Annotated in this window: 24 protein-coding genes and 1 pseudogene; 8 read left to right on the top strand and 17 right to left on the bottom strand. The window is 65.8% G+C overall.

The window, feature by feature from the left end; translation table 11 throughout:
* Positions 1 to 143: 143 nt before the first annotated feature.
* Positions 144 to 653 (bottom strand): MarR family winged helix-turn-helix transcriptional regulator, encoded by a 510-nt coding sequence (locus LQ955_RS15895; RefSeq protein WP_231025462.1) that lies wholly within the window; start codon positions 651 to 653, stop codon positions 144 to 146.
* Between the two features lie 47 nt (positions 654 to 700).
* On the opposite strand from LQ955_RS15895, the gene LQ955_RS15890 reads away from it, so the two are divergent.
* The 4 genes from LQ955_RS15890 (at position 701) to LQ955_RS15875 (ending at position 4,772) form a co-directional block, all read left to right on the top strand.
* Positions 701 to 937: a hypothetical protein gene (locus LQ955_RS15890; RefSeq protein WP_231025461.1), complete on the top strand. Its 237-nt coding sequence runs from the start codon at positions 701 to 703 to the stop codon at positions 935 to 937.
* A 92-nt stretch (positions 938 to 1,029) separates the two neighbouring features.
* Positions 1,030 to 1,728: an SDR family oxidoreductase gene (locus LQ955_RS15885; protein ID WP_231025460.1), complete on the top strand. Its 699-nt coding sequence runs from the start codon at positions 1,030 to 1,032 to the stop codon at positions 1,726 to 1,728.
* Between the two features lie 177 nt (positions 1,729 to 1,905).
* Positions 1,906 to 3,516: a hypothetical protein gene (locus LQ955_RS15880; protein ID WP_231025459.1), complete on the top strand. Its 1,611-nt coding sequence runs from the start codon at positions 1,906 to 1,908 to the stop codon at positions 3,514 to 3,516.
* 74 nt (positions 3,517 to 3,590) lie between these two features.
* The gene (locus tag LQ955_RS15875) at positions 3,591 to 4,772 is read left to right on the top strand and encodes a choice-of-anchor D domain-containing protein (protein ID WP_231025458.1); all 1,182 of its coding nucleotides are present in this window, start codon (positions 3,591 to 3,593) and stop codon (positions 4,770 to 4,772) included.
* 261 nt (positions 4,773 to 5,033) lie between these two features.
* On the opposite strand, the gene LQ955_RS15870 is transcribed toward LQ955_RS15875, so the two are convergent.
* From LQ955_RS15870 to LQ955_RS15840, 7 genes and pseudogenes are all read right to left on the bottom strand, one after another.
* Positions 5,034 to 6,392 (bottom strand): lactonase family protein, encoded by a 1,359-nt coding sequence (locus tag LQ955_RS15870; protein WP_231025457.1) that lies wholly within the window; start codon positions 6,390 to 6,392, stop codon positions 5,034 to 5,036.
* Between the two features lie 133 nt (positions 6,393 to 6,525).
* Positions 6,526 to 8,082 carry an MFS transporter gene (locus LQ955_RS15865; protein ID WP_231025456.1) on the bottom strand — a complete coding sequence of 519 codons (1,557 nt, stop codon included), beginning with the start codon at positions 8,080 to 8,082 and terminating at the stop codon, positions 6,526 to 6,528.
* A complete protein-coding gene (locus LQ955_RS15860; RefSeq protein WP_231025455.1) occupies positions 8,079 to 8,654 on the bottom strand; it encodes an isochorismatase family protein in 576 nt (191 codons plus the stop codon). The genes LQ955_RS15865 and LQ955_RS15860 overlap by 4 nt, the downstream gene beginning before the upstream one ends.
* A 110-nt stretch (positions 8,655 to 8,764) precedes the next feature.
* A complete protein-coding gene (locus LQ955_RS15855; protein ID WP_231025454.1) occupies positions 8,765 to 9,268 on the bottom strand; it encodes a MarR family winged helix-turn-helix transcriptional regulator in 504 nt (167 codons plus the stop codon).
* Positions 9,269 to 9,716: 448 nt separating this feature from the next.
* Positions 9,717 to 10,238, bottom strand: a pseudogene (locus LQ955_RS15850) (transposase); the annotation flags it as partial.
* A gap of 1,129 nt (positions 10,239 to 11,367) precedes the next feature.
* Positions 11,368 to 12,021 carry a hypothetical protein gene (locus LQ955_RS15845; protein WP_231025453.1) on the bottom strand — a complete coding sequence of 218 codons (654 nt, stop codon included), beginning with the start codon at positions 12,019 to 12,021 and terminating at the stop codon, positions 11,368 to 11,370.
* Positions 12,022 to 12,561: 540 nt separating this feature from the next.
* Entirely contained in the window at positions 12,562 to 13,002 is a 441-nt protein-coding gene (locus LQ955_RS15840) for a MarR family winged helix-turn-helix transcriptional regulator (protein WP_231025452.1), read from the bottom strand.
* A 162-nt stretch (positions 13,003 to 13,164) separates the two neighbouring features.
* Between LQ955_RS15840 and LQ955_RS15835 the strand changes: the two genes are divergently transcribed.
* Positions 13,165 to 13,794, top strand: a complete 630-nt coding sequence (locus LQ955_RS15835) for a VC0807 family protein (protein WP_231025451.1) — start codon at positions 13,165 to 13,167, stop codon at positions 13,792 to 13,794.
* Between the two features lie 22 nt (positions 13,795 to 13,816).
* Positions 13,817 to 14,911 (top strand): amidohydrolase family protein, encoded by a 1,095-nt coding sequence (locus LQ955_RS15830; protein WP_231025450.1) that lies wholly within the window; start codon positions 13,817 to 13,819, stop codon positions 14,909 to 14,911.
* Here the strand turns inward: LQ955_RS15830 and LQ955_RS15825 are convergent.
* The 4 genes from LQ955_RS15825 to LQ955_RS15810 are packed head-to-tail and all read right to left on the bottom strand — an operon-like array spanning position 14,888 to position 18,309.
* Positions 14,888 to 15,328, bottom strand: coding sequence for a hypothetical protein (locus LQ955_RS15825; RefSeq protein WP_231025449.1), 441 nt, complete (start codon positions 15,326 to 15,328; stop codon positions 14,888 to 14,890). The genes LQ955_RS15830 and LQ955_RS15825 overlap by 24 nt on opposite strands.
* Positions 15,325 to 16,593 carry a glutathionylspermidine synthase family protein gene (locus tag LQ955_RS15820; protein ID WP_231025448.1) on the bottom strand — a complete coding sequence of 423 codons (1,269 nt, stop codon included), beginning with the start codon at positions 16,591 to 16,593 and terminating at the stop codon, positions 15,325 to 15,327. The genes LQ955_RS15825 and LQ955_RS15820 overlap by 4 nt, the downstream gene beginning before the upstream one ends.
* A 1-nt stretch (position 16,594) precedes the next feature.
* The gene (locus LQ955_RS15815) at positions 16,595 to 17,560 is read right to left on the bottom strand and encodes a hypothetical protein (RefSeq protein ID WP_231025447.1); all 966 of its coding nucleotides are present in this window, start codon (positions 17,558 to 17,560) and stop codon (positions 16,595 to 16,597) included.
* Positions 17,557 to 18,309, bottom strand: coding sequence for a helix-turn-helix domain-containing protein (locus LQ955_RS15810; protein ID WP_255713624.1), 753 nt, complete (start codon positions 18,307 to 18,309; stop codon positions 17,557 to 17,559). The genes LQ955_RS15815 and LQ955_RS15810 overlap by 4 nt, the downstream gene beginning before the upstream one ends.
* Positions 18,310 to 18,369: 60 nt before the next feature.
* Here LQ955_RS15810 and LQ955_RS15805 point away from each other — a divergent pair, with 60 nt between their 5' ends.
* Positions 18,370 to 18,741 carry a VOC family protein gene (locus LQ955_RS15805; RefSeq protein ID WP_231025445.1) on the top strand — a complete coding sequence of 124 codons (372 nt, stop codon included), beginning with the start codon at positions 18,370 to 18,372 and terminating at the stop codon, positions 18,739 to 18,741.
* On the opposite strand, the gene LQ955_RS20040 is transcribed toward LQ955_RS15805, so the two are convergent.
* The 5 genes from LQ955_RS20040 to LQ955_RS15785 form a co-directional block, all read right to left on the bottom strand.
* Positions 18,727 to 18,852: a hypothetical protein gene (locus tag LQ955_RS20040; RefSeq protein WP_255713623.1), complete on the bottom strand. Its 126-nt coding sequence runs from the start codon at positions 18,850 to 18,852 to the stop codon at positions 18,727 to 18,729. The genes LQ955_RS15805 and LQ955_RS20040 overlap by 15 nt on opposite strands.
* Positions 18,853 to 19,041: 189 nt before the next feature.
* Positions 19,042 to 20,439: a M18 family aminopeptidase gene (locus tag LQ955_RS15800; RefSeq protein WP_231025444.1), complete on the bottom strand. Its 1,398-nt coding sequence runs from the start codon at positions 20,437 to 20,439 to the stop codon at positions 19,042 to 19,044.
* Between the two features lie 23 nt (positions 20,440 to 20,462).
* A complete protein-coding gene (locus tag LQ955_RS15795) occupies positions 20,463 to 21,692 on the bottom strand; it encodes a pectinacetylesterase family protein (protein ID WP_231025443.1) in 1,230 nt (409 codons plus the stop codon).
* Positions 21,693 to 21,785: 93 nt separating this feature from the next.
* Positions 21,786 to 22,712, bottom strand: a complete 927-nt coding sequence (locus LQ955_RS15790; protein WP_231025442.1) for a PhzF family phenazine biosynthesis protein — start codon at positions 22,710 to 22,712, stop codon at positions 21,786 to 21,788.
* A complete protein-coding gene (locus LQ955_RS15785; RefSeq protein WP_231025441.1) occupies positions 22,709 to 22,876 on the bottom strand; it encodes a hypothetical protein in 168 nt (55 codons plus the stop codon). The genes LQ955_RS15790 and LQ955_RS15785 overlap by 4 nt, the downstream gene beginning before the upstream one ends.
* 127 nt (positions 22,877 to 23,003) lie before the next feature.
* Here LQ955_RS15785 and LQ955_RS15780 point away from each other — a divergent pair, with 127 nt between their 5' ends.
* Positions 23,004 to 24,590 (top strand): aminotransferase-like domain-containing protein, encoded by a 1,587-nt coding sequence (locus LQ955_RS15780; RefSeq protein WP_231025440.1) that lies wholly within the window; start codon positions 23,004 to 23,006, stop codon positions 24,588 to 24,590.
* Positions 24,591 to 24,846 lie beyond the last annotated feature (256 nt).

Raw genomic sequence — 24,846 nt, 5'->3', positions numbered from 1 at the left:
CGCCCATCAACCGGCCTGGATCGTTATCGGGTTTGCGCAGAAGCACCTAAGACGCCGCCCATGGGTGCTTCTGCGCAAAATGCAACCCGGGAGAGTTGCGCAGGCGGAGGGGCAGCGTCAGGCGGAGGAGGCAGCGGGGCGGGCTACAGGGGCGAGGATGTCGCGGCGATCACGCCGTGCAGCACGGTGCGCAGGTGCTCGAGGTCGGGCACGCTCATGTTCAGCGCCGAGGCCACGCGCGGCGGAATGGTGAGCGCGGTGTCGCGCAGGGCGGCTCCGGCGGGCGTGAGGGTGAGGTCGAGCATCCGCTCGTCTGACGAGCTGCGCTCACGAGTCACGTAACCGGCAACCTCGAGCCGCTTGAGCAGCGGCGACAGCGTCGCCGGCTCGAGACTTAGCGCCGTGGCGAGGTTGCGCACCGAGCGCGGGCTCTGCTGCCAGAGCGCGAGCATCACGAGGTACTGCGGATGCGTCAGCCCGAGCGGCTCGAGCAGCGGACGGTACAGCGAGATCACGTTGCGAGCGGCGATGGCCAGCGCGAAGCACACCTGGTTCTCGAGCGCGAGGATGTTCGGCTCGGCGGCCACGGGGGCAGGCGCCGTCGCATCGTTCGCTGCCGTCGCATCGTTCGCTGCCGCCTGGGCGTCGGTCATTTGTTCAAACCCTTCTGGTCGAAGCATTTAGTTAGTACACTAATCATATGGGCACGAACAAAACGCATAAGGTCACCATACGAGAGGCCGGGGGTGTCGGCAACTGGCTCAACAAACGCCTCTTTCCCTACCTCGGCCCGCCGCCCCTCGGGCCGATCGACACCGAGTCCGCCGAGTCGAAGGCGCGCCGGGCCCAAGCCGGGGCGTGTCCGCTCTGCGGGCAGCCGATGTCGCTGCACGACGTCGACCGTTCGGGCGTGCGCACACAGCTTTATTGCCCCTGAGGCAGAATTCCGCCTGAGTGGGAATATCCAAGTCAGGTGGAACGGTTGTCGAGTGTGAGCAACATCCTCACCCCACGACTCAGGAGCAACCAATGACATCACTCGCAGGCGCAACCGTTCTCGTCACCGGAGCGAACGGAGGCCTGGGCATCCAGTTCGTCACCCAGGCCCTCGCCCGCGGAGCGGTCAAGGTGTATGCCACCGCCCGTTCGCCGCGCGACTGGGGTGACGAGCGCGTCGTTGCGCTGGCGCTCGATGTGACCGACGAGGCATCCGTCGCCGCCGCAGCAGCCGCGGCCGCTGACACCACGATCGTCATCAACAACGCCGGCGTCTCGGGCAACGCGCCCATCGCCACGGGCGAGATGAGCGAGATCCGGCGCATCATGGAGACCAACTTCTTCGGCGCGCTGAACGTCGCGCGCGGGTTCGCTCCTGTGGTCGGCGCCAACGGCGGCGGGGCGTTCGTCGACGTGCACTCCGTGCTCAGCTGGATCGGCCTGGCCGGCGCCTACAGCGCCTCGAAGGCGGCGTTCTGGTCGGCGACGAACTCGCTGCGCATCGAGCTCGCGCCGCAGGGCACGCAGGTCACCGGGCTGCACCTCGGCTACGCCGACACCCCCATGACGGCCGGCATCGACGCCGCGAAGAGCGACCCGGCCGACATCGTCTCGGCGGCGTACGACGGACTTGAGGCGGGAGAGCTCGAGGTGCTGGCCGACCAGATCTCGACCGATGTGAAGCGCGGGCTCGCCGCACCGATCGAGGCGCTGTACCCGCAGTTCGCGTAAGACGTAAGCGGCGGGCATCCGCTTCGCCGGGCGCGGCCACACCCCGAGCATCCACTTCGCCGGCGCGGCCACACCCCGAGCATCCACTTCGCCCGGCGCCGCCGCCGGCGATCATCCGCTTCGGATGACGTGTGACTTTTCTCTCCCGCCCGCCGTCGCCTTGGCGATACTGTTCAAGTGAGCAGCCGCCGATCGCAGTCGTGCGGTGCGGGGCAGAACGGGGCGGCACACATGGCACAGCTGACGAAGGCGCAACTCGAGCAGCTCGTCGAGCAACTGCGCGACGAGAACACCACGTTGCGCGACGAGTTGCAGGTCGCCTCGGTGCAGGCGGCGGTTCCGGATGCCCGGGGCGGCGGTTCCGGCTCTGGTGAGCCGCGCGTGCGCAAGCCGCGCGGTCGCGGCTGGACCCTGCTCGCGACCGTGCTCATCCTCATCGGCGCGCTGCTCTCGCCCGTCGCTATTGTGGCGAACTGGGCCAAGCTGCAGCTCGCCGACACCACGACGTTCGTCGATACCTTCGCTCCGCTCGCCAAGGATCCTGCCGTGCAGGCCTACGTGACCACCGAGGTGGTGTCAGCGATCGACCAGAAGATCGACATCGACAAGCTCACCTCTGACGTGTTCGACTCGATCTCAGGCCTCGGTCTGGGGCCGGCAGCGACCACGGCACTGGATTCGTTCAAGGGAGTGGCGGCCAACGGCATCCGGAGCGTCATGACGAACGCAGTGAGTGCGTTCGTTCAGTCGGATGCGTTCGCGGACGTGTGGCGGCAGGCGCTCACCACCAGTCACGATCAGCTCATCTCTGCGATGCAGAACAACCCGAATTCGGCGCTCACCATCGACGGCAACGGGCAGGTCGGAATCGCCCTCGGGCCGATCATCGCCCAGGTGAAACAGGTGCTCGTCGATCGCGGGGTGACGTTCGCGGCGCAGATTCCCGACATCAATCAGACGATCGTGATCGCCCAATCGGATTCGGTCGTGCAGGCGCAGCTCGGTTACAACCTGGCGATCGCCGTAGGATCCTGGCTGCCGTGGATCGCTCTGCTGTTCTTGATCGCGGGCGTTCTCGTGGCGCGGCGGCGGTCGCTTGCGCTGATCTGGGCCGCGGTGGCGCTCGCTCTGGCGATGATCGCCACGGCGTCGGGGGTCGCGATCGGGCACATCATCTTCATCGGGGCGGTGTCTCCGACGTACATACCGAGCGATGTCGCCGACACGCTCTACACGCACATTCTCTCGCTGGTGTCGAGCAGTGCGACGGCAATCGCTGTGCTCGCGGTGGTGGTGGCTGTCGTGGGCTGGCTTGCGGGGCCGTATCGTGCGCCTCGAGCGCTCCGTTCGCTGGCGGCGTCGGGCGCCGCGTGGTTGCGTGGTGCCGCGGCGTCTCGCGGATTCACGACGGGCGTGTTCGGCGAATGGGTCTACAAGCTGCGCTACGTCATCCGGGCCGCGGTGGCGGTGATCGGGGCGCTCATCATTCTGCTGAACCGGCCGATCACGCCCGCGGGCATCTTCTGGACCCTCTTCGGCGCCGTCATCGTGCTGATTCTGGTGGAGTTGCTGCAGCGGCCGGTCGATGAGCTGGTGCCGGCCGACAAGTTGACTCCCTCGGAGGCGGTGGCTGCGAGTGCGGCGGAGGAGGTTGCGGCGGAGGGGCGGGTGGATGCTCTGGCCGAAGTGGTTCCGGAGGCTGCGGCTGGCGACGCAGACACGCTCGTGATCGCGGAACGCGACACCGAAGTCATCTCCGACGGGGGCGAGCCTCCCCGCGCGAAGTAGCTATTTGAGTAAAGTTCGCCTTTGTACTATCGTGACGTAAGCTCACCAACTTACGAACCGAAAGTGCGGATCGCATGGCTCTTCTCTCTCGACTATGGCGACGCTCGTCCCCTCGTGTATTGCGGGCGCGCGGCGTCGCACGGCCCGCGGCCGTACTTCTCGGTGTCACAGCGATCGCTGCTGCCGTCGTCGGTGTCGCAACGCCCGCTCAGGCGGCCCCATTCGACATCGCCGTCGCTTCGGGCCACACCGACTTCGGTGCGGTAAAGCAAGGCACGGTGGTCACCCAGCGCTTCGACCTGCTGAACACGGGTGACGACGACATTCGAATCGATCCGTCGACGCTGGGGCTGCTCACCACTCCTTTCACGGCCGGCAACTTCACGTTCAGCTCTACCGACCGCGTGCATCATCTCGGAGTCGCCAGCTTCACGGTCTCGTACACTGCTCCCTCGGCTGGCACCAACTCCCGGCAAGACATCACCGTCGCGGTCACCGATGCCGACCACACTGATACGCCGATCTCCCTTGTACTCAGCTTCCAGGGCCAGTCGCTCGCGACCGACCCTGCGCACTTCGAAATCGTCGGCGCCCCGGTGCACTTCGGGTCGGTAACTGTCGGCAAATCGACCACCCAGACGATCACTCTGGTCAACGACGGCATCATCCCGCTTCGATTCAAGAACAGTGGCATCTCGGTCGTGAATACATCGGGCACGCCGATACCTGACGTCACCATCTCAAACTCGTCATTCGGAGATGCAGGAGCCGACTATATCCCCGGCGCTTCGGCGACATTCGATCTGACATACGCACCGGCGGGCGAGGAGACAATGTCGGGAGTGCTCAGAATCGTCGGTACGCAGGCCACGAACGATCCCGAGCCGCCGAGCGTGATCGTCGAGACAGCTCTGACCGGGGCGGCGACGGCTGTCGTTCCGCCGACGTCGCCTCCGACGAGTCCGCCCACTGCTCCCCCGACGGCCACTCCGACCCCGACGCCGGGCACCGGCGGGTCAGGTGGGGCGGGCTCGGGCGGCAGCGGAACCGGAACCGGAACCGGAAGCAGCGCGGGCATCGGCGGTAGCGGCGGCGGAACCGGCGGGTCTTCGAGCGCCGACGCACAGCTCGCGAGCACGGGCCTCGCCACGCAGAGCCCGGTACTCATCGGGGCGGCGGCGACGTCGCTCGGAGCCGCCGTGCTTCTGCTCGCGCTGGCGTACCGCCGCTCCGTGCAACGCGGCCGCCGCCGGTAGAGGTAAGGCGCCCCGCCAGAGCCTCTTCCGCCAGAAATCCCTCCGCCAGAACCGGCGCGACCACCCAGCGGTCACCGCCGTTCGACGCCATCCCGACTCCGCGAGCCCGGCTTCTCCCCACGAGGCCGGGCTCGCGGTCATTCGGCTCCCGCTGTCGGGCTCGGAGCGATCCGAGCGCGACCAGCGGGTGGTTTGCGCAATCGAGGATCGATGTCGAGCACCCCCAGCCAACCGGCCCCGGCGAGCAGGTTCCGCGGGGTGTCAGGCGGGAATCAGGGCGGTGGGGGCCTCGACGGCGAGTTGCTGGGTGGGGCCCGACGGGAGGCCTGAAGACGCATCCAGGGCGAAGAGGGTGACCTGGCTCGAGCGTTCGTGGGCGATGAGCAGTGCGGAACCCAGCACGACGTGATGACGGGGCCAGTCGCCCCCGGTCGAGAGATCGGCGAGCGGATGCACGTGACCCCGATCATCCACTCGCAGAGTCGTGACGCTGTTCGACCCGCGTACCGTCACGTACACGAAACGGGCGTCATCGCTGAGGGCGATCTCGGCGCCACCGTCGAGTGGTCGGGCGCCCCGGGCGGTCGCAGGTGAGATCTGGGCAACCGTGTACCGGGGCAGGCCCGAGGCCGCGGGCTCCGCGCTGCCGGCGGGTTGCGGCGTGAGCACGACGACCTCGACGGAGTACTCGGTGACGATGAGCACGGATCCGTTGGGGTGCGCCACGAGGTGCCGCGGGCCCGACCAGAACGGCAGCTCGAGTTCGTGGTCGAGGGCGAGGCCGGCGCCGGGAACGAACGTCCAGACGCGCACGAGGTCGAAGCCGAGGTCGGTGGTCATGATGCGGCCGTCGGGCAGCACGAGAGAACAATGCGCGCGACTGGTGCGCGCAGCGAAGCCGGTGCGGGCGAGCATCCCGGCCACATCTGCCTCGGCAGCGGCGGCCTCAGCGTGCGGGTCGGTCGCGGGAGTGCCGACGAAACGATCGACGATGGCGCCGTCGGAGTCGAGCTCGTAGAGCACCACCTGGCCGTCGCCCCAGCAGCAGGCGACGGCGTATCGGCCTTGCGGGTCGACGGAAATGTGGCAGACGGCCGCGCCCGCTGGCCACGGCTCGCCGAACGGCTCGAGCTGCGGCACACCGGTGGGTTCTCTGACGCTCTCGGTTGCGCTGGTGTCACCGGCGCCGACGCCACCGGCCACGCTCGCATCGACGCGGCGATAGGCGGCAACGGTTTCGGCGCGCTCGGCGACCGCGTAGACGATGGGCAGCGATGGATGCACGGCCACAAACGAGGGCGACGGAGCCTCCACCGCCCGGCCGAGCCACTCGGCGGTCACGCCGGTCGAGGCGGTGATGCCAGTGACGGCATCTCCGGCCACCGCGGCGATCACGCCTGGCGAGGCAGCGGCGCCAGTCACGGCATCTCCGCCCACCTCGACGGTCGCGCCTGCCGAGCCGGTGGCGCCATCTCCGGCGACCGTGGCAGGCACACCGTTCACGGCTGCATCTGCGCGCACCGCGCCACCTGAGCTCAGGCGCAGCGCCCCGATCCCGACCCCATCACGCCCCGAATCAGTCGTGTACGTTCCGACCCAGATCTCGCGCGAAGGCTCCATGCCTCCATCCTGCCAGTAGCCCACCTCGGCCTCAGCGCCACCGAGAGAAGACTGTCGAGACGAGAGAAGCCCTTGCACCGGCTTCTCTCGTCCGTCCCGGCTTCTCTCACCAGCAGCGCGGGCGCGGCAGCAGCTACTTGGCCGCCACCGCGGGAATGGCGCGGTCGAACACGGCGAGCAGCAGCACGAGAGCCCCGATACCGCCGAGCACCCACGCCAAGACGTGCAACCCGGCATCCGTCGCCTCGGCACCGAAGGTGATGCTGATGAGGCTCGAGGAGAAGATCGCTCCGATGTAGGCGAACGTGCGGTACAGCCCCGACGCGACCGCGATCTCGCCCGCCGGCGCCTGCGTGTACAGGGCGGCCTGGTTGGCGAATCCGCTGAATCCGTTCACGAAACCGAGCAGCAGCGACATGCCGATGAGCACCAGGATGCCCGACGACCCCGTGACGAACAGCATCACCAGCGCCGAAAGCAGCAGCGCGACACCCGCGAGAATGAGCGGCCAGCGCACCCAGCCCCGGCGCGACACGACCCGCGCGATGATGATGCTCAAGCCCGAGAGCGGCAGCAGCACGAGCCCCACCTCGGTGGGAGTGAGGCCGGCGGACTGCTCCATCCACTGACTCGTGCCGTACAGGGTCGAGTAGATGCCCAGTGAAACGAGCGTCTGCCGCAGATACGTTCTCTGCAGCGGACGGTTGGCCCCGAGCATCCGCACGTCGATCAGAGGGCTGGATGCTCGGCGCTCCCACAGCAAGAACGCCGCCAGCACCACGACCACCACCGGCAGCAGCCACCACGTGGGCGACGCCAGGCTGCCGAGAAACAGCAGCCCGCTCGTGACTGCACCGGCGAACAGCAGGATGCCCGGCACATCCACCGCGCGAAGGATCGAGCCTCGGCTGCTGCGCGGCATCCGCTCGTCTTTCGCCACGCCGACCAGAGTGAGCACGAACGTGACGAGTGCCAGGGGAATGTTCACGAAGAACAGCGCACGCCAGCCGAAGGTTCCGGCGAGCACACCGCCGAGCGGCAGGCCGAACACCGTGGTGATCTGCGCGGCGATCGAGAAGTTGCCGAGCACCCGGGTCGGCACGCCCATGTTGACGCTGTCGGCGCGACGGCGCACGAGAGCCATGGCGGTGGGGTAGGCGGCCGAGGTGCCGATGCCGATGAGGGCGCGCGAGATCACGAGAACGCCGAACGCGGGCGCCGTGGCACCGATCACGCCCGCCACGAACAGAATGATGATGCCCGCCAGAAACACCCGGCGGGGCCCGAAGAGCGTCGAGAGTTTGCCCATGGTGGGCTGCATGATGGCGCTGCAGAGGTAGAGCACCGAGATGAGCGTGGCGGTCTGGCCGGGGCCGGTGTGGAAGTCGAGGCCGATCGAAACGAGCCCGGTGGCGAGCATCGACGAGTTGATCGGGTTGAGGGTGCTGCCGAGCAGCAGGGGTGCGGTGAAGCGCCAGCCGAAGGGCTTGGTGGGCGGAGTGGGCGGCGCAGCAACCGGGGTGGGCCCCGAGGCGGTTCCTGGCACGGTAGGCGTATCCGGTGCCGCTCCGCCGCCGCGATCGTCTGGTGTCGCAGTTTCCGGGTGGGCTCCTGCTGCGGAGGCTGGGCGAGCATTCACCTCGGCGTCGTTCGCTGCCGCGGGCCCCGACGGCCCGACGGGCGAGCTCATGAGCGGGCGCTGGCGAGCAGTGCAAGCACCTCGTCGGTGGTGCCGGTTTCGGCGATGCGCGGGAAGCGGGTGCCGACCGAGTAGGAGTGGGATTCTGCGCTTCCGTCGGTCACGGCATCCGTCGGGATCGTGACGTGGTAGCCGTGATTGAACGCGTACAGCGCCGTCGATTCGACCCCGTTGCTGGTCGAGACTCCCGTGACGACCACCTGGGTGACGCCGAGCTGCTTCAGTTTCTCGTCGAGGCCCGTGTTGACGAACGCGCTGCCCGTCTGCTTCGTGACGCGAATGTCCGTAGGCTGCGGGTCGAGCTCGTCGACAAGCGGAAGCCAATCGGCCGGAAAAGCCGAAGGTGTGCCCGCGCTGCCGCCGTTGACGTCGGTGCGCCCACCGGGCCGGCCGTCGACGCTCACGAGAACGACCGGCAGGCCGCGGCGGCGAAACTCCGTGGCGAGCGCGGCCGAACGCGCGATGACCTCGTCGATGGGATGGATGACCGGCATCTTCACGATTCCGGCCTGCAGGTCGATCACGATGAGGGCGGTACGTTCGTCGAGGGCGGTGATGGGCATGGGGGCTCCTTGTGTTGTATGAAGTAGTTTTCGGGCATGGCGAAGCCGCCCGAAAGATCGGGCAAGGCAGCCTGGTGGCGGCTAGGGCGACGTGGCGAGACGCCTTTGCGTCAGGGCGACGTGGCGAGACGCCGCAGCAACGGGATGCTCGTGGCGAGCGCCTGCCGCTCGTCGTCCGTGAACGTGGTTCTGATGGTGCGAAAGAGCCAATCTTCTTTCGCGAGACGCCCACTCGCGAACTTGGCGCGGGCCTCGTCGGTGATGGAAAGCAGCGTCTTGCGCCCATCTTTCGGGTCGGGCGAACCTTCGATGTACCCTGCCTCGAGCAAGAATTGAACGATTGCCGCCATCGACTGCGGCCTCACGCCTTCGGCTCTTGCAAGGTCGCTGATGGTCTGCGGCCCTTCGCGCTCGAGCCTCAGCAGGGCACTGCCCTGCGAATGCGTGTAGTCGCTGCCTCCATTGCCCTGCTCGCGCAGGCGCCGCGTCAGCTGGCCGAGCACGACCCGCAGCTCGCTGGCTGTTGTGTCGTGCTCCACCTGCGCGGGTGCGGCGTGCGGGGCAAGCGGGGCGGCTGCCGTTGCGGAACCCGAAGTGTCGGCTGGCTTGCTCATGGCCCCAGGCTAACACAACTATGCAGCTATCTGTACAGTTATCTGTTCATTTTTGCCGACCGTGCAGGCAGAAATCGCGAGACACTTCCCCCAACGATGCATCTAACACGGGGCTGGTCAGAGGCTCCCGTCCTGAGCAGTCCAACTTCAGGAACTCAAATCCGAGACCTTGAAAATCGCCACCTGGTTGCCTGCAGGGAACTCAACGTTTATCACTCCTCCGTCAGACAGAGTGATGGGTTTCGAAATTATTGAGTCAGCCGACCGACGGGTGCTTGCCCGCAATCGATTTCAAAGGCTCCACGACGGCCACCGTTCTCGTCAACGGAGTCCAAAACCAACCGGATAGCCCGCTCTTTCAACTCGGGCGGATACTTCTTCATCGCAGGCACGATTCTTACCCTTCCAGGGAATCAAGAACCTCCATTTAACCCGGGGTTAGACATCCTGTGCCAGGGCCACGCACGAACGTCCCGTCGGGACGCTCGACACCACCCGCAAGACGTTCCTCAACGTATGTGCGCAGGCGCTGATTCGCGGCCAGCTTGGCGAGCTTTGGTCGTTTGGCAAACAGCTCGGCTTTCCATTGCGCGACGGATGCCCGATAGTCGAGTTTCCCGCCGCGAGTCGCCGCGTTTCGTCGCAACTCACGAGAGATCGTCGAGGGGTTACGCCCGAGAACCGCTGCGATCTGACGAACGCCCTTGCCTAACGCCTTCTGGATGGCGATCTCCTCGCGTTCCGCTAATGACAAGTAACGGCCCGACGGCGCGGGCCAGGAATAAGGCGACATACCGCCTGATTCTCGGAACCATCGCGAGCCCGCGACCGGAGACACGCCGATAGCGACACCAGCCTCGGTCGGTAACACACCCGTCGCGATGACCGCCCAGAACGCGCGTTCCTTCGATCGTGGATGCCCTGGATGGCCGGGCGAACGCATTGGCGCGCGCCCTGTCACCTCCTTCATCCAAGAACGCGGTCAGCGTGGCCGCGTAACAAGGAAAACAGTCAACAAAAAGCTCAGCAGACCCTAACCCACAAATCAGCTTCCCCGCCAGACTCCCGCGGGGCTCTCCTGCACCCATCATGCAGACGGGGCCTGACAGTATGCAAAGCCGACACGCCGACATTCTCGGTCAGCCGGCCGACCAGGCGCGCTACGCGCTCAAAGAATTCTGAGCCGCTACGCGGCACCCTGCATCACGCGGAATACCGCGGGTTTTTTGCCCTTTCGTGCAGGCGAATCTAACTCCCTCCGCGCTTTCCGCGCCCAGAATCACGACGGGGAACGATGAGACGACGTATTGCAATCGCTCTGGTCGCGGTCAACGCGCTCGCGCTAACCGTTTGCGCGGGTACCCATCCGACCCTGCCCGAAACCCAATTCTTCAAATCAGTCAGGGCGATCAGTTCATTTCATGCTTGGCAGGATGACTCGCTCCGACGTAGCGGCGCTCAGGTCTGCGCTGCCTGGAGCAACCGGGAGACTCCGGCTGGAGCTCAGCCACCAAGCGCTCATCGACAAAGGCGCATGGGCCACTGACGCCGCAGGCTTTGTCGCGTTAGCGACCTCTGCGTATTGTCTCGATCAGACCGGCAAGCTCCACGCCGTAATTAATTGGTAGCTGAGACTTGTCCCGAATCGACTACTACTCGCCAGACCCCTTGTGTCGCGCCGGCCTGGCGCTGGAGGACATAGGGCGGTTTTAGCACTGCCGTAGAGCCCGCGGGGAGGTGCACGGCTTGGCCTGAGATACTGGCCGTGTCGCCTTGCACAATTAGAGTGTCCACGGTTGCCATTCCATAGTCGGTCTGCGACGCATCAGTGTTGGCCCGTATCGTCGAGAGAGCATTTTCACACCTCGACTTATCATCATTGGTGCCGTCCACGGTTGTGAGCCCGCAGAACGTCTCTAAATCATCGCCCCCTACGCTCCTGAGCCAGTTTTCAAGGATAACGCCGACGTTTGTTTCCGCGGACGTGCTGGGAGCAGGCGATGATGAAGTCGGTGTATTTGTAGTTTGGGTGCAACCACTGAGTGCGGTTGCACCCAAACAGGCGACGAGCGCGATCGCGAGCCGAAATCTCATGGTCCTCAGTCTGCTGCCTTGAACTTCGCTGGCAGTTCACTGGCCGCGGCTGGAGGCAGCAGAGTTAGCTGGAATTTGCTCCCTGAAACCGTAGTCGACGCACGTGTGGCAGCGGTTGCGAGAGGGTCGATAGTGACCAGATTCGGAACTACCGCCACCAGCGCTGCCCCCTTGAGCGCCGAGGCGTCCGGGACGAGATAGCCTTCAGTGCCCTGGGTTGGACCGAACAGTCGTAGCCCGACACCTTGCGCGTTGAATGTCGAAGGCGACGCGCACGCTGAACTCGCGACATCGTCGGTCGACACGAATGCCACAAGGCATATTTCGTCGGCTTGCCCTAGCGCAGTCCAGTAGCTAGATCCGGATTTTGTGCCGAGGAACCTCACAGACGACTGTTGAATGCCTGCCGTTCCGATCGAATCGCCGTCAATAATGTCGGGAAGTTTGTCTGTGACAGCGACCGGCGACCCGAAAACTGTGGTCGTGAACTCTCCTGCTGATGCCGGACTAACTGGGGCCGCACTGGGGACGACTGCAGGGCTGGCGCTTGCTGAGACCACGTTGACTGCGCCGATAGCGCCAATTGCGACGGCGGCCGCGACGCCAATGCGCAGCGTCAGTGAGTTGCGGAGAAATTCTGAAGTCTTCTTATTCATCATCGATTCCTAACTTCGTCGCGATTAGAAATTCACCGTGCAGGTGATTCCCTGGCTGTTAGGGTTCCCGCCCCAATACCACCAGCATGCACTGTGGTCACCGGACTGCGCCGGGTGACTGAGGTTGAGGGGGCCGGAAGCATTGGGCGGCGGCGGAGCTGGCAATGCCTTGACGGGCAGCACAGACTCAGTAGCCCGGACTGTTGGAGAATAAAATGCGCGGTCAGAAAAAGAGAAAGCACTCAGTGTCGGCCCCCAAAGCTACTGTGTGCTGGCCCACCGACGTCGATGGGATACGCAAATGGATACACCCATTTGCGGCGGCAAGCAAGACCTTTCACACGCGGATTCTTAGATCTGCGTTCCTCGACTGACCAAGCGCGCGAAGCGGCCTGCTTCATGCCAGACGGACCGGCTGGTTACTCGAACATATGTTCGATACTCTGAGGGCGGTGAAGTGAGGGCGGCTGGGCACATCGAAGCGATACGCGAAATTCTGCCGGTTACAAATCCTTTCGCATGAGAGGTCGCGGCTCACGTCAGCTATTGGGCCAACGCTGCGATCACGTCGGCCAGGGCCTGGTTCGATTGTGGGAGCAGGTGCGCGGCCGGATGGAATAGCGTAGATGCGCCGCGTGACACGGCGGCGAGCGTGGAGTCGATTAGTGTGCGCCCTTCTGGGGTGAGCTGAATCCAGCTGCTTCGGGCGTCTTCACTGTCCTTCGCGCGGCTGATGAGGGCGCGCTCCTCGAGACGGCGAATTGCGTTGCTGGTGCCGCCCGAGGTTAGGATCGCACGTCGGCTGAGGTCGGTTGGCCGCAGGCGATAGTCGGGGGCGGTGGCTTTGAGCGTGCCCAAGATGTCGTACTCAGCTCGGGTGAGGCCGGCGTTCGCGAGTTGCGGTTGCAGCACGCCCTCGAGCATTCCGGCGAGCCGGGCTATCTGACGGGTGAGCTCGAACGACCCTGGCGTCAGCTCGGCCATTGACCCAGCAATCTGGGCCACGAGGGGATCAATGTAACCCTCTCGTGCATCCCTGGCGATCATCCTCTACCTGGTTCCTCTTGACGGCGATCCTCACACACTATACCTTTTGAGAAAGCAATCTGGAAAGACATCTAGGCTTGCTCTCTTTGGAGGAACATTATGAACCTGACTCGTCGCGACCGACTGTGGCGCATCGTACTGAGCGTCGTCGTCAATCTTGTCGTACCGACCCTCGTATTCGTATTCTTGCCCCCGTATGTCGGCGGCTACACGATCGCCCTGGTAATCGGTGCCGCGATTCCGGCCGTCTTCACTCTCATCGAACTGATACGAACACGTCGGCTCGATCCGATCGGGCTGATCGCGGTTGTCTCATTCGTTGTCATGCTGATCGTCTACGTACTCACCGGAGAGAACCAGTTCGTACTCAAACTCCAGGAGGCATTGCTGACAGGCCCTGCAGGCCTGATCCTTCTCGTCTCAGTGGCCGTCGGCAAACCTCTTGGCAACACGATCTTCCGGTTCACCTCCAGAAACGACACTCCTGACACAACCAGTGCTGATCCGGTCAAGACGGCTGCGCTGACCAAGTCGCTGCGGCTCGTGACACTTATCGCCGGCCTGGTGCTCGTCGCCCACGCCACCGCCATCACCTTGATGGCGCTATATCTTCCGACAGCATCCTTCGCACAGGCCAGCAGGGCGGTTGGCGCCATCATCCTTGTCGGCGGCGCCATCGGAATCATCCGACTCTTCCGCTCCCGCCACGCCCAACCGGCGATGCAGTGACCCAACAGAAAGCGCAGCTCGCATGACTACCGTCATCGACAACGTCCACTTCTTCACCGGAAGCAGCCTCACACACCCTCAGCGCGTCGCGATCAACGAAAGCGGCCGCCTCGACCTGACGGGCACCGGCAAATCGCTGCATGCAGACGAAACCATCGACGGAACAGGATGCACGCTCCTGCCCGGCCTCATCGACGCCCACATGCACACCCGCGCCCGAGACGACCTCGCGCAACTCGCTCACTGGGGCGTTACAACCGGGCTGGACATGGCAGCTTGGCCTGTCGCGTTCGTGGACCGAATGCGCCACGAAAAAGGCGTAGCTCAGATCCGCAGCGCCGGCATCCCCGCCGTCGGTCCCGGCGGCAACCACGCCAGAATTCCAGGATTCCCGGTCGACGGAATCGTCATCACACCCGACGAGGGCCGCCGCTTCGTCGAACTACGCTTCGCCGAAGGATCCGACTACATCAAGATCATCACCGAAGCAGCACCACCCGAGGGCATGGACCAACCAACCGTTGACGCCATCGTCACGGCCGCCCACGACCGCGGACTACTCGTCATCGCCCATTCCGTCACGACCGGCGCCTACCGGGTTGCGCTGGACGCAGGTGTAGACATCATCACGCACGCACCGCTGGACGCGGTACTCGACAATGACCTGGTGCAACGTCTACGGACCGCCAACACCGTGGTCATACCCACGCTGACCATGATGCACGGCATCGCCAGCATGCGTCCCACCCTCACCTACGAACACGCCCGAGACTCCGTACGGGCGCTGCACTCCGCCGGAGTCACGATTCTGATGGGCACCGACGCCAACTCGGCACCCGCGACACCATTCATGCCCAAACACGGATCCTCCGCCCACGACGAACTCGCCCTCCTCGTCGCCGCCGGACTCAGCCCCACTCAGGCCCTGGCTGCTTCGACCAGCCTCACCACGAGAGAATTCAAACTCTGCGACCGCGGTGTTATCGCGGCCGGAAAAAGAGCCGATCTTCTCCTCGTTAACGGCGACCCAACGGCCGATATCCAAGCGACACGGAACATTCAAGGCGTCTGGATCGACGGCACCCGCATTGTTTCACGCAAACCAGACGGTCACTGAGGAGCCTCCGCTGCCGGAACTCAACCTATTCGTATAACGCGGGTTACCAACATGCCCGACCGGGTAGCGGCTCGACTCCTCGCAGAGGGTGTTCGGGTCGTCGCCGATGGATTCGCCCTCGGCCTGGAGCTTGGCGATCTGCTCGGTCACGTCGGCGATGCAGTCTTCACGGGTGGCGTACTGGGGCCGTTCCGCTCCGTCGGGAACCACGTAGTTGTTGCCGTCAGCGCCCTCGAGAACAACACCGTCATCGCTGGTGGCGCAGCCCGCAAGCAGCACGGCTACGGCGGCGATCGAGAGCGCACTGGCGCCACGGGTGAGCCCCGCGCGACTCGCGCTACCCGCGCTAGCCGTGCGGTGAGTTCGGGCGATGCCCGTCACGGTGACCGAGCCGGAGCCGGCGTGGCGGCGGGTCATTCGGCGGCCCTGTTGTCGCGGCTGCCGAGCGGTCTGTCGCGAGCATCCTCTTCGTCGTCGAGAGCGGCGTCGAGGGCGTCCTCGATGAAGTGCGGTACGAACTCGGCGAGGTCTCCGGTGATCAGGCTCGAGGTCTCGCGAATGTCAATGCCGGCTGGTGTTTCGCCGACCACCCAGCTGCCGATGACGACATTCTTGCCATCGATCGTCACGGTGTCGGCGCGCTGCTGATACACGAACCCCTCCTCGCCGTAGCCGCCGGGCTGCTGCTCGAGCACCGCACCATCAGTATCGACGATCGTCACGTTGGCTCCTTCGCGGCCGAGGCGCGGCTTGCTGACGTACGCGCGGCCCGCGAGCGGCGAGGCCGAGGCGTACGCAGGCAACAGATTCGGATGCCCGGGGAACAGCTCCCACAAGACGACGAGCAACTGCTTGTTGCTGAGCAAGAGCTTCCACAGGGGTTCGACCCAGTTCGTGGTGCCGCGTCTCGGCAGAAGGAATCCGGCGAACTGCTCGTTGATCATCCACTCCCACGGGTACAGCTTGAAGATGTGCTGGATGATCTCCCCGTCGCCATCGAGAAAACTCGACCTGTCGACGCTGTACGTGATGTCTTCGACGAAGATGAGCTTCGGGTCAAACCCCGCCGCCTTCGCCGTCTCGGCCATGTAGGCCACGGTGTCGAAGTCTTCGACGATGAGCTCGCCGTCTCCGCTGTCGTGCAGCGACGCGAGGTGCAGCCTGGCGCCGGCGGCCACTCCCCAACGAGCCGTGCGGATGTGCATCCACTGTTCGATGAGCTGCTCGTGCAGGCTGTTGAACTGGTCGGCCTCGGGGCCGCGCACCTCTTCGAGCCACTGCCACTGAGCGGCCGCGGTCTCGACGAGCGAGGTCGGCGTATCGGCGTTGAACTCGAGCAGCTTCGGGATGCCCGCCGCATCGATGATGAGATCGAACCGCCCATAAACCGTGGGGTCATCGTCATCCCACGAGGCGCGCACCAGCTCATGAAAGCGCGGAGGAATGCCGAATTCGGCGAACCGGCCGGCCCGCACGATGACCTCGACGGCCTCCATGCAGCGGTCGAAGAGCTCTTGGGTCGCAGTCTCGAGAGTGTCGATCTCGGCGCTCGTGAAGCTGTAGGCCGCCGCCTCGTTCCAGTAGGGCCTGCCGCCTTCTGACTCTAGGTCGTAGAAGCTGAACCCGACTTCGTCGCATCGCTCGCGCCAGTTCGGGCGCGGCTCGCTCGTCACTCTCTTCATTTCACCCTATTGTGCCCGATGGACGGCCAGCAGCCTGCGACGTTTGCTCTGCGCGGCCGAACGCACCAATCCATTCGTCGATGACCCCGCGTACCGCTTTTTCGTTGTACGTGTCTCGAAGGTGGAGTACGGCGAGTTGAGGCAGCCAGGCTCGATTCGTCGCAAGTTCGTTCAGGTGCTGAGCGCCCAATGCCACCGCTTCACCGATGCGCGGGTCTGCAGCTGCCTCATCAAAGGTGGCGCGAACGGCTGCCCCCGCGCTCACCTTCATGAGTCGCCACATGTCACCCGCGTCTTTGGGTCTGAGCCGATCGGGCTTGCGGACCAATTCGCGCGCATTCAGCCGATCATGCAACTTGTACGCCTTCGCGCAGAGCAAGGCGGCGACCCCCGCGACGTACACCTCTGCGCTCGCACCACTGGTGTCGAATGATTCCAGAGTCAAAAGGCTTCGGTCGACCAGCACGAGTTCTACACCAGCAGTCTTCGACACGCTGTTCTTGCCGTGCTCACCTTCGATTCTCGCCGCTCGGCGCCCGTTACCCGCGAGGGCGGCCGGCGCAATGAGGTCGATCGTGAGTCGACCGTGCAGGTCACCTCGAGAATCACTACTGCGCCCCCAAACGCCGGGACGCGAAGGCGAAGCCAGCTCGAGACCGAGCGATGCCATCACTTCTCCGACTTGCGGCACGGCTGTCACAAGCTGCGGCAGCACAGCGACATCGGCGTCGCGTGTGCTATCCATGGCGAGATCGCCGGTCATGTGCTTGACGCGCTCGAACACCGCGTGCGCGCCGATGACAGTGAGCGCCTCCTTCTGCCCCTCAAAGGCTGTCAAGACCTCAAGCAGCAATTTCCGCGATTGCACGAGTTCGGCGCCGAATCGAAAGTGAGATGCCGACGCGCCCTCCCCGGAATCCTGAGAGAACCGCTGAGCGCCGTAGTCAGCACTCCCGATATCGGTCATGCAGCGAGTTCTCTTCCGATTCGTTCGGCGATCGCGTCTGCGTTGTCGGCCATGCGGCCCGGACCGCCATAGGAATCGATAAGAGCTTGAATACGGTCGACCCAGCTGAAGTCAGCGGCGTCTCTCCACACACCCCGCCTCGACACCTCGTCAAACGGCAGGATGGTCAGAACCTGCTCCCCCGGCGAGGGCGTCGTGAGCGACGCCACTTCGAAAGCCTTCGAAACATTCTCGACGTAGATCACGGGTGAAGTGGAGCCAGACCACCGATCTCCCCCCTCAGCAGCGTTCAGCCCGCTCATCGCATACTGCACATGGTTGGCCCGAAAGTCGCGCACGATCTGTTGCCACGACCTGTCGTACGTGGCGGTGCGCATACCCGGGCGACTTCGAAGCGGACTAGCCGCTGCCGCCTGCAGAGCGATCTCTGGTACGAATCTTGCGCCAGACAAACCCGCCCTCTGCCACCGTTCCCTCCACGGCCCGGTTTCGGGGAGCTCGAAACTCGCGCCCGTGAGCATCTCACGGGCGGCAGCCACTGCACAGATGTCGGCGACGGACTCGATCGTCACACCCGCCCGATAGCCCGCAGCGTTCAGGAGCTTCTCCCACATCGAATAGGTGGGATCCAGTTGGCCGGCTTCGATTCTGGTGACTGTCGAGGGAGATACGTCGGCCATGTGCGCAAGTTGAGTGCGCGTGAGGCCATTAAGGGCTCTCACAGTTCGAATCGTCTCGGCGGCCGTCATGAGGATTAGTCTAGACTACTTTGCGCATCCGCAATTGCGAGACGCAGCTAGGCTCGAAGCGTGATCGGAGTCATCGACGAAGTGGTGTTCGACTGCGCCGACCCGCGAGCGCTCGCGACGTTCTGGGCGGGCATCCTGGGCGGCGAACCGACGGGGCGTGACGACGCCTGGTGGTACATTCTGCCGCCCGGCTTCTCGCAGGTGTCGTTTCAGAAGGTTCCCGAGGCGAAGACGGTGAAGAACCGGGTACACCTCGACGTGCGAGTGGATGATCTGGGCCCCGCCATCACCGAAGCGGAACGCCTCGGCGCCCTCCGCACCGGCGGCATCCACAGCGACACCGCCGGCTCGTTCCAGGTGCTGCTCGACCCGGAGGGCAACGAGTGGTGCCTCGTAGTGCCGACGGCTGTGCCGCCGTCAGCGCATCTCTAAGAGCAGGTAGGCCACGACGGCCGCAAGCACGAACACCCCGATGGTCAATAGTTGCGGAAGGTAGCGGGGTGCCCGAAAGCGGCGCTGTGGCCCTTCGCCTTGTTCCGTCACGCGCGACATCCCCCATTGGCCATACTTCGATCGCCGCGGCGGCAAACTGGGTCTAGGTCTCTCCCCGCCCGATCAGCCTAGGGATTCGCTCGCTATTAAGCAGTCCACATAAACGGGGACATTTTGATGAATGTGCATGCAAATGCGTGCCCGCTCAAAGCAACACCTCAGCCGGCTAAAGCCGCAAGATCAGCCGGCGGTGAGCGCGCCGGGCGCCGCGGGCGCGAAAAAGGCCGTCGCGACCGTCGCGAGGGCGGCCAGATCATCCACGTGGGCGAGCTCGCGCGCCGAGTGCATCGAGAGCAGGGGCACCCCCACGTCGACCGTGCGAATACCGAGGCGCGTCGCAGTGAGCGGGCCGATGGTCGAGCCGCAGGGAACCGCGTTGTTCGACACGAACTCCTGGTACGTCACTCCGGTCTGAGCGCACGAGGCTGCCCACAGAGCCGCACCCTGCGCATCCGTTGCGTAGCGCTGGTTGGCGTTGATCTTCAGCAGCGGCCCGCCACCGGCGATCGGACGGTTCACCGGGTCGTGCTTCTCCGGGTAATTCGGATGCACGGCATGACCCGCGTCGGCCGACAAGCACCACGAGCCGGCGTAGGCGCGCAGGCGTTGCTCGGTGGTGGCGCCGAGCGATCCAGCGATTCGGGTGAGGATGTCGTCGAGCAGCGGCCCGCTCGCTCCCGACCGCGACTCGGAGCCGAGTTCTTCGTGGTCGAACGCGGCGAGAACGCTGATGGGCGGCTGGGCATCCGCCGGCCCGGCATCCACCCCGCCTGAGGCAGGTGCCGGTGAGGGCGTCGACGCGGCCGAAGCAAACGTGGCGAGCAGCGCACGGAGGCCGGCGAAGACCGAAGAGAGGTTGTCCATGCGGCCCGCCGCGAAGAGCTTCTCGTGGAGGCCGAAGCGCCGCGGAGCCGCGGTGTCGGCGGTGAGCAGGTCATAGCCCGCGACATCCTCGCCGGTCAGCCCGTCGACGCCGGTCAGGCGCGCGAGGTGGTCGACCAGATCGGCCTGCGAGGCGTTGCCGACGCCGAAGACGGGGGTGGTGTGGCGTTGACGGTCGAGGGTGAGACCGTTGTTGGCGTCGCGGTCGAGGTGGATGGCCAGCTGCGGTATGCGCAAGAACGGCCCGGTGCGTACCAGGTGCTCGGCGCCGTCGCGCGTGACGAGGCGGCCGGCGAGCTCGAGCTCGCGGTCGAGCCAGGAGTTCAGCAGGGGGCCGCCGTAGATCTCGACGCCGGCCTGCAGCCAGCCGTAGGCGCCGATGGTGGGTTTGGGCTTGAGCTTGAAGCCGGGCGAGTCGGTGTGGGCGCCGAGGATGCGAAAGGGAGTGGATGCCGTTGACCCGGCCGGCACGATCCAGGCGACGATGGCGCCGTCGCGGATGACGTAGAAGCCGCGCGGGCCCGCCCCGCCGGCTCTGGCCGGCTCAGGCCATTCCTCGGTTTCGACGAGCCGCGCGAATCCGGCCGCGGCGAGCTGACGGCCCGCTTCGGCGGCGGCGTGGTACGACGAGGGCGACGCGGAAATGAAGGCGGCGAAGTCGTCGGTGTAACGGTCAGTGTCTGGTGCGGCATCCATCTGCCCAGTCAACCACGCACGTTCTAGTGGTAGAGGTAGTCGACCCCTGCATTGCGGGCGTCGTCGTTGATGACGGCCGACGCGAGCCACTGGTCGAGCGCCACGCCGTCTTGCGTTGCGAGCCAGAAGCTCGGGTTGGTGGAGAGAATGTGCGCCGTCTCGCCGTACTGGTTCGCGCCGTAGTCCGTGAGAAAGAGGCCCGGCGGCTGGTCGGCGCCGAGCAGGGCGCGCATGGTCTGCTTCATGCTGTAGTTCCAGTCGGAGCCGGCCTGAACGGTGTAATAGCCGTCGTCGAGGTCTGCCGAGAAGGTCGCGTCGGTCTTGTCGAGCAGCGTCTGCGAGATCAGCGTCGTGAGCCGGTCGCCGAAGCGGGCCGTGTTGAACGTCACCGCGTCTTTCAGCGGAGCCCTGCTCAACGTGAAGCCGAAGCGCTGCTCGAACTTCGCCTCCCACACGGGGTCGATCACGTCGCTGAGCTGGGTCGCGGCGTAGTACGCGCTGTCGGAGTACTCGTACAACGCAGCCGACGAGTAGTGGTCACCCACCTTGCTGAGCCAGAAGGATGCCGTCAACCCTCCGGTGCCGCCGCCGGCCACCATGACCTTGCCGGGTGCCGCCACGTTCTGATACACCCAGTCGAGGGCGGCCGAGGAGTTGTTGTATCCGTTGAACCGCGCAGTCACGGTCTTCGGGCCGTTGGTACCGCTACCACTGCTCACGATGAACTTGGCGGTGGCGTCGCCGATGCCGAGGTCGCCGGTGGTGGTGGGAACGTACACGGTGGTCCAGTCGGCGAACGGATTGCGGGCTTCGTTCGAGAGCACTCCGCCGAAGGTATTCGCTACGTAGAACGGAACGTTGGGCGAGAAGAAGTTGCCGCCGCCGAAGATGCTCGAGCCGAGGGTGACAGGCTGAACGGCGGTGGATTCGTTCCAGCTGAGGCCGCCGTCGCCGAAGAAGATGATGAGATTCTTGCTCGAGCCGGGCTTCACGTAGATGTCGTACGGCGAGCCGTCGCCGTTCTCGGCGGGCTGCGGCAGGGTGACTTTGCTCCACTGCCCCGTGGTGGCGGCGCTCAGCGTCGACACGGAACCCGGCCGAATGAGGAACAGCCCACCCACCGCGACGGCGATCACCGCGATGATGACGATGCTCGCCACGACCGCGGCCACCACGTTCACGACCCGCCGCCGGGTGCTGCTGCTGCGCGGCTTCGTCGCGTCGTCGCTGTCGGCTCGGGGCTCGGATGTCACGCTTTCATCATCGCACGCGCCATCGAGCTGCGAGTTCTGGTGGGTGGTCGCCCGCCCAGCCCACCAGAACTCGCAGCTCACTCCGCAACGGGGCTACAACCGCACGGTTCCCCGTATGCACGTCACGGTGTCGCCACCGACCCAGACCTGGCCGTCGAGCTCGGCGATGTGAATGCGGCCGTCGCGACCGAGGCGTGAGCCCTGGCCCGCGAGGTAGGTCGACGGGGCGTGGCCTGCCCCGATCATCCACTGCCCGAGGCCGGCGTTGAGGCTGCCGGTGACGGGGTCTTCGCTCACTTGGGCGGCCCCGGCGAATCCGCGCACCTCGAACTGCGGATGCTCGGCTGCACCCTGCGCGCCCGCGCCGCTCGCGCCGCCCGCGCCGGCCGATGCGCCCGATGCACCCGATCGCGCCGCGGGGTACGGCCCCACCACGCCGATCGACTGCCCGTTCAGCGCCGCAAAGTCGGGCTCGAGCGCCAGCACAGCCTCGGCCGACCGCAACAGGATGCCCGACCAGCCGGGCCCGTTGTCGATCCAGTTCGAGTCCACGATGTCGTCGACCGTGATGCCGAGAACGCCGGCGATTCGGGCGAGGTCAGCATCGCCGATGGCTCCGCTGCGACGCAGCGGCGGCGCGCCGAACGCGAGGCGCGACCCGTCGCGCTTGATCGGGATGAGGCCGATCTCGCACTCCTGCACGATGGTGTCGGCGTCTCGAGGCACGCCGCCGGCTTCGAGCCACGCGTGCGCCGTGCCGAGTGTGGGGTGCCCGGCGAACGGCAGCTCGGTGTTCACGGTGAAGATACGAACGCGGTAGTCCGCGCCCGCCGCAGCGCCCTCAGGGGTGGGCGGCAAAATGAATGTGGTCTCAGAGAGATTGGTCCAGTTGGCGAACCGAGCCAACTGCTCGTCGTCGAGGCCGGTGCCGTCGAGCACGACGGCCAGCGGATTTCCGCGGTACGGCACGCTCGTGAAGACGTCTACCTGGGCGAACGGGCGGATGGTCGGGTCGCTCATTTGGCGGTCTCTTTCGTCGTGTGATCTGCAGAGTAGTCGAAAGTCGACCGATAGAAGGCGGCGTCACGCGTTCGAGCCGGGGCGTATCCGTCACGGGCGATCGCGTAGAACGTCGCTCCAATACCGGCCAGACCAATCAGGCCGAGAATAACCAAGAACACCATCACCACTCACTCCATTCGCCCGATTCCGTTCGAGCATGCCGGTCGAACACCAGTCCAACGTCGATAAAGCCAATCCAATTGCAGAATTGGCCTGGCGTCAACAGACCAATCCGCGTAAACTGGTCGCATGACCGCCCTTCACCTGTCTGCCCGAGCTCTCGACGCCATGCTGGGCGAGTGGAAGACCGAGGGCACCGCCTATCAGGCCCTCGCCGACCGCATCGGGCTGCTCATCGCCGACGGGCGTGTTCCGGGCGGTAGCCGTCTGCCCGCCGAACGTGAACTGAGCGAGAGGCTGGGCCTGAGCCGCAGCACGATCGGGGCCGCCTATGCCGAGCTGCGGGCATCCGGATATCTGCAGAGCGTGCGCGGCTCAGGCAGCATCGCGAAGAACCCGGCGGTCGAGAGTGTCGAGCAGCCCGTGAGCACCGGCGTCATCAACTTCACCCAGGCCGCGCTGCCGGCGTTGGCGGGGGTGGATGCGGCGATGCAGCAGGCCGCCACGCAGATCGGGCCCTACCTCGCGACCCTCGGGTACGAGCCGCTCGGGTTGCCGCAGCTGCGCCAGGCCATCGCCGATCGGTACACCGAGCGCGGCCTGCCGACGCAGGCCGACGAGATCATGGTGACCAGCGGTGCGTTGCAGGCGCTGACGCTCATCGCCCGCACGCTGATCACGCGGGGTGATCGGGTGATCGTCGAGACGCCGACGTATCCGCATGCGGCCGACACGCTGATCGCGGCCGGCGCTCGGCTGGTTCCGGTTTCAGTGACGGCGGCGGGTGCGGGCGGCGGGGCCAGCGGGGGCGCGGGCGGCGACACCGGCGGCTGGCACGAAGAGGCGCTGTTTCAGGCCTTCGAGCGCACCGCACCCACCCTCGCCTATCTGATGCCCGACTACCAGAATCCCACGGGGGCATCGATGAGCAACGACCTGCGCCGTCGGCTGGTCGCGGCGGCCGAGCGCAGTGGCACGGTGCTCGTCGCCGACGAGACCACGGCCGAGCTGACGATCGACGAGCCCGGTGGTCGCGTCCACGGTGTCGGCTTCGGGGGCAGCTCCCGCGGCGGCAGAGGCAGCTCCCTCAGCGGCAGCGTTACGGGCGGCGCCGAATCCGCCGGCAAGTCCGACACCCGCAGCATCGCGCCCGAACGCCCCGCGCCGCTCGCCACATTCGGCGACGTCATCACCCTCGGCTCGACCAGCAAGACGTTCTGGGGCGGGTTGCGCATCGGCTGGATCCGGGCATCCCGCCCCCTCATCCGCCGCCTGCTCGGCACCCGTGCCTCGAGCGACATCGGCACGCCCATCTTCGAGCAGCTCGTCGCCGCGAATCTCGTGCCGCAGACCGCGCAGCTGCTTCCTCTGCGCCAGGCCGAGCTTCGCACCGGGCGCGACGCGCTGTTCGGCGCGCTGGCCGACGCCCTGCCCGAATGGCAGGTTCCGCGGGTCGATGGCGGACTGTGCGCCTGGGTGAACCTCGGCCGACCTGCGAGTTCGCAACTCGTTCTCGCGGCTCGCACGCGCGGTGTACTCATCACCGCCGGCCCACGGTTCGGCATCGACGGAGCCTTCGAGCGCTTCTTGCGCCTGCCGATCAATCTGCTGCCCGTCGAAACCTCACGGGCAGTGGATGCTCTACAGCTCGCCTGGCGCGACATCTCCGGCTTGGCGCTCTCGGCCGAGTTGCCGGCTTTCGCAGACATGATCTGAGCCCAGCGTGCCCGGCGGGCTAGGGTCGGGCTGGGTGCGGTACGGTTCCGGTGCGCGCGGGCCGGCGATCCACTCGTCTGCATGGCCCGCGCGGCTCGCGGGCACAGGGCCTGCCGGGCCGGGCGACAGACGGGCACGGGCGCAGGGCCGGGGGGACAGACGGTCGCGGGCGCTCTTCCGTGAATCCGCTGGGCGAGCGGGCGTATAGTTGCTGGCGTGAAACCAGCTACCGCTCTTCGTCAGCCCTCGGGGCGTC

Source organism: Subtercola endophyticus, assembly GCF_021044565.1.
Classification (GTDB): Bacteria; Actinomycetota; Actinomycetes; order Actinomycetales; family Microbacteriaceae; genus Subtercola; species Subtercola endophyticus.
The sequence above is the reverse complement of the archived record's forward strand: the minus strand, read 5'-3'. Positions and strand labels throughout refer to the sequence as shown.

Bases quoted from the DNA above. Each gene is read 5' to 3' on its own strand.
- LQ955_RS15895 (WP_231025462.1), bottom strand. From the start codon at position 653: ATGACCGACGCCCAGGCGGCAGCGAACGATGCGACGGCAGCGAACGAT.
- LQ955_RS15785 (WP_231025441.1), bottom strand. From the start codon at position 22,876: ATGGTGTTCTTGGTTATTCTCGGCCTGATTGGTCTGGCCGGTATTGGA.
- LQ955_RS15820 (WP_231025448.1), bottom strand. From the start codon at position 16,593: ATGAAGAGAGTGACGAGCGAGCCGCGCCCGAACTGGCGCGAGCGATGC.
- LQ955_RS15890 (WP_231025461.1), top strand. From the start codon at position 701: ATGGGCACGAACAAAACGCATAAGGTCACCATACGAGAGGCCGGGGGT.
- LQ955_RS15780 (WP_231025440.1), top strand. From the start codon at position 23,004: ATGACCGCCCTTCACCTGTCTGCCCGAGCTCTCGACGCCATGCTGGGC.
- LQ955_RS15860 (WP_231025455.1), bottom strand. From the start codon at position 8,654: ATGCCCATCACCGCCCTCGACGAACGTACCGCCCTCATCGTGATCGAC.
- LQ955_RS15870 (WP_231025457.1), bottom strand. From the start codon at position 6,392: ATGGAGCCTTCGCGCGAGATCTGGGTCGGAACGTACACGACTGATTCG.
- LQ955_RS15840 (WP_231025452.1), bottom strand. From the start codon at position 13,002: ATGGCCGAGCTGACGCCAGGGTCGTTCGAGCTCACCCGTCAGATAGCC.
- LQ955_RS15885 (WP_231025460.1), top strand. From the start codon at position 1,030: ATGACATCACTCGCAGGCGCAACCGTTCTCGTCACCGGAGCGAACGGA.
- LQ955_RS15825 (WP_231025449.1), bottom strand. From the start codon at position 15,328: ATGACCCGCCGCCACGCCGGCTCCGGCTCGGTCACCGTGACGGGCATC.
- LQ955_RS15790 (WP_231025442.1), bottom strand. From the start codon at position 22,712: ATGAGCGACCCGACCATCCGCCCGTTCGCCCAGGTAGACGTCTTCACG.
- LQ955_RS15815 (WP_231025447.1), bottom strand. From the start codon at position 17,560: ATGACCGATATCGGGAGTGCTGACTACGGCGCTCAGCGGTTCTCTCAG.
- LQ955_RS15855 (WP_231025454.1), bottom strand. From the start codon at position 9,268: ATGAGCAAGCCAGCCGACACTTCGGGTTCCGCAACGGCAGCCGCCCCG.
- LQ955_RS15845 (WP_231025453.1), bottom strand. From the start codon at position 12,021: ATGATGAATAAGAAGACTTCAGAATTTCTCCGCAACTCACTGACGCTG.
- LQ955_RS15830 (WP_231025450.1), top strand. From the start codon at position 13,817: ATGACTACCGTCATCGACAACGTCCACTTCTTCACCGGAAGCAGCCTC.
- LQ955_RS15835 (WP_231025451.1), top strand. From the start codon at position 13,165: ATGAACCTGACTCGTCGCGACCGACTGTGGCGCATCGTACTGAGCGTC.
- LQ955_RS15875 (WP_231025458.1), top strand. From the start codon at position 3,591: ATGGCTCTTCTCTCTCGACTATGGCGACGCTCGTCCCCTCGTGTATTG.
- LQ955_RS15800 (WP_231025444.1), bottom strand. From the start codon at position 20,439: ATGGATGCCGCACCAGACACTGACCGTTACACCGACGACTTCGCCGCC.
- LQ955_RS15810 (WP_255713624.1), bottom strand. From the start codon at position 18,309: ATGACGGCCGCCGAGACGATTCGAACTGTGAGAGCCCTTAATGGCCTC.
- LQ955_RS15865 (WP_231025456.1), bottom strand. From the start codon at position 8,082: ATGAGCTCGCCCGTCGGGCCGTCGGGGCCCGCGGCAGCGAACGACGCC.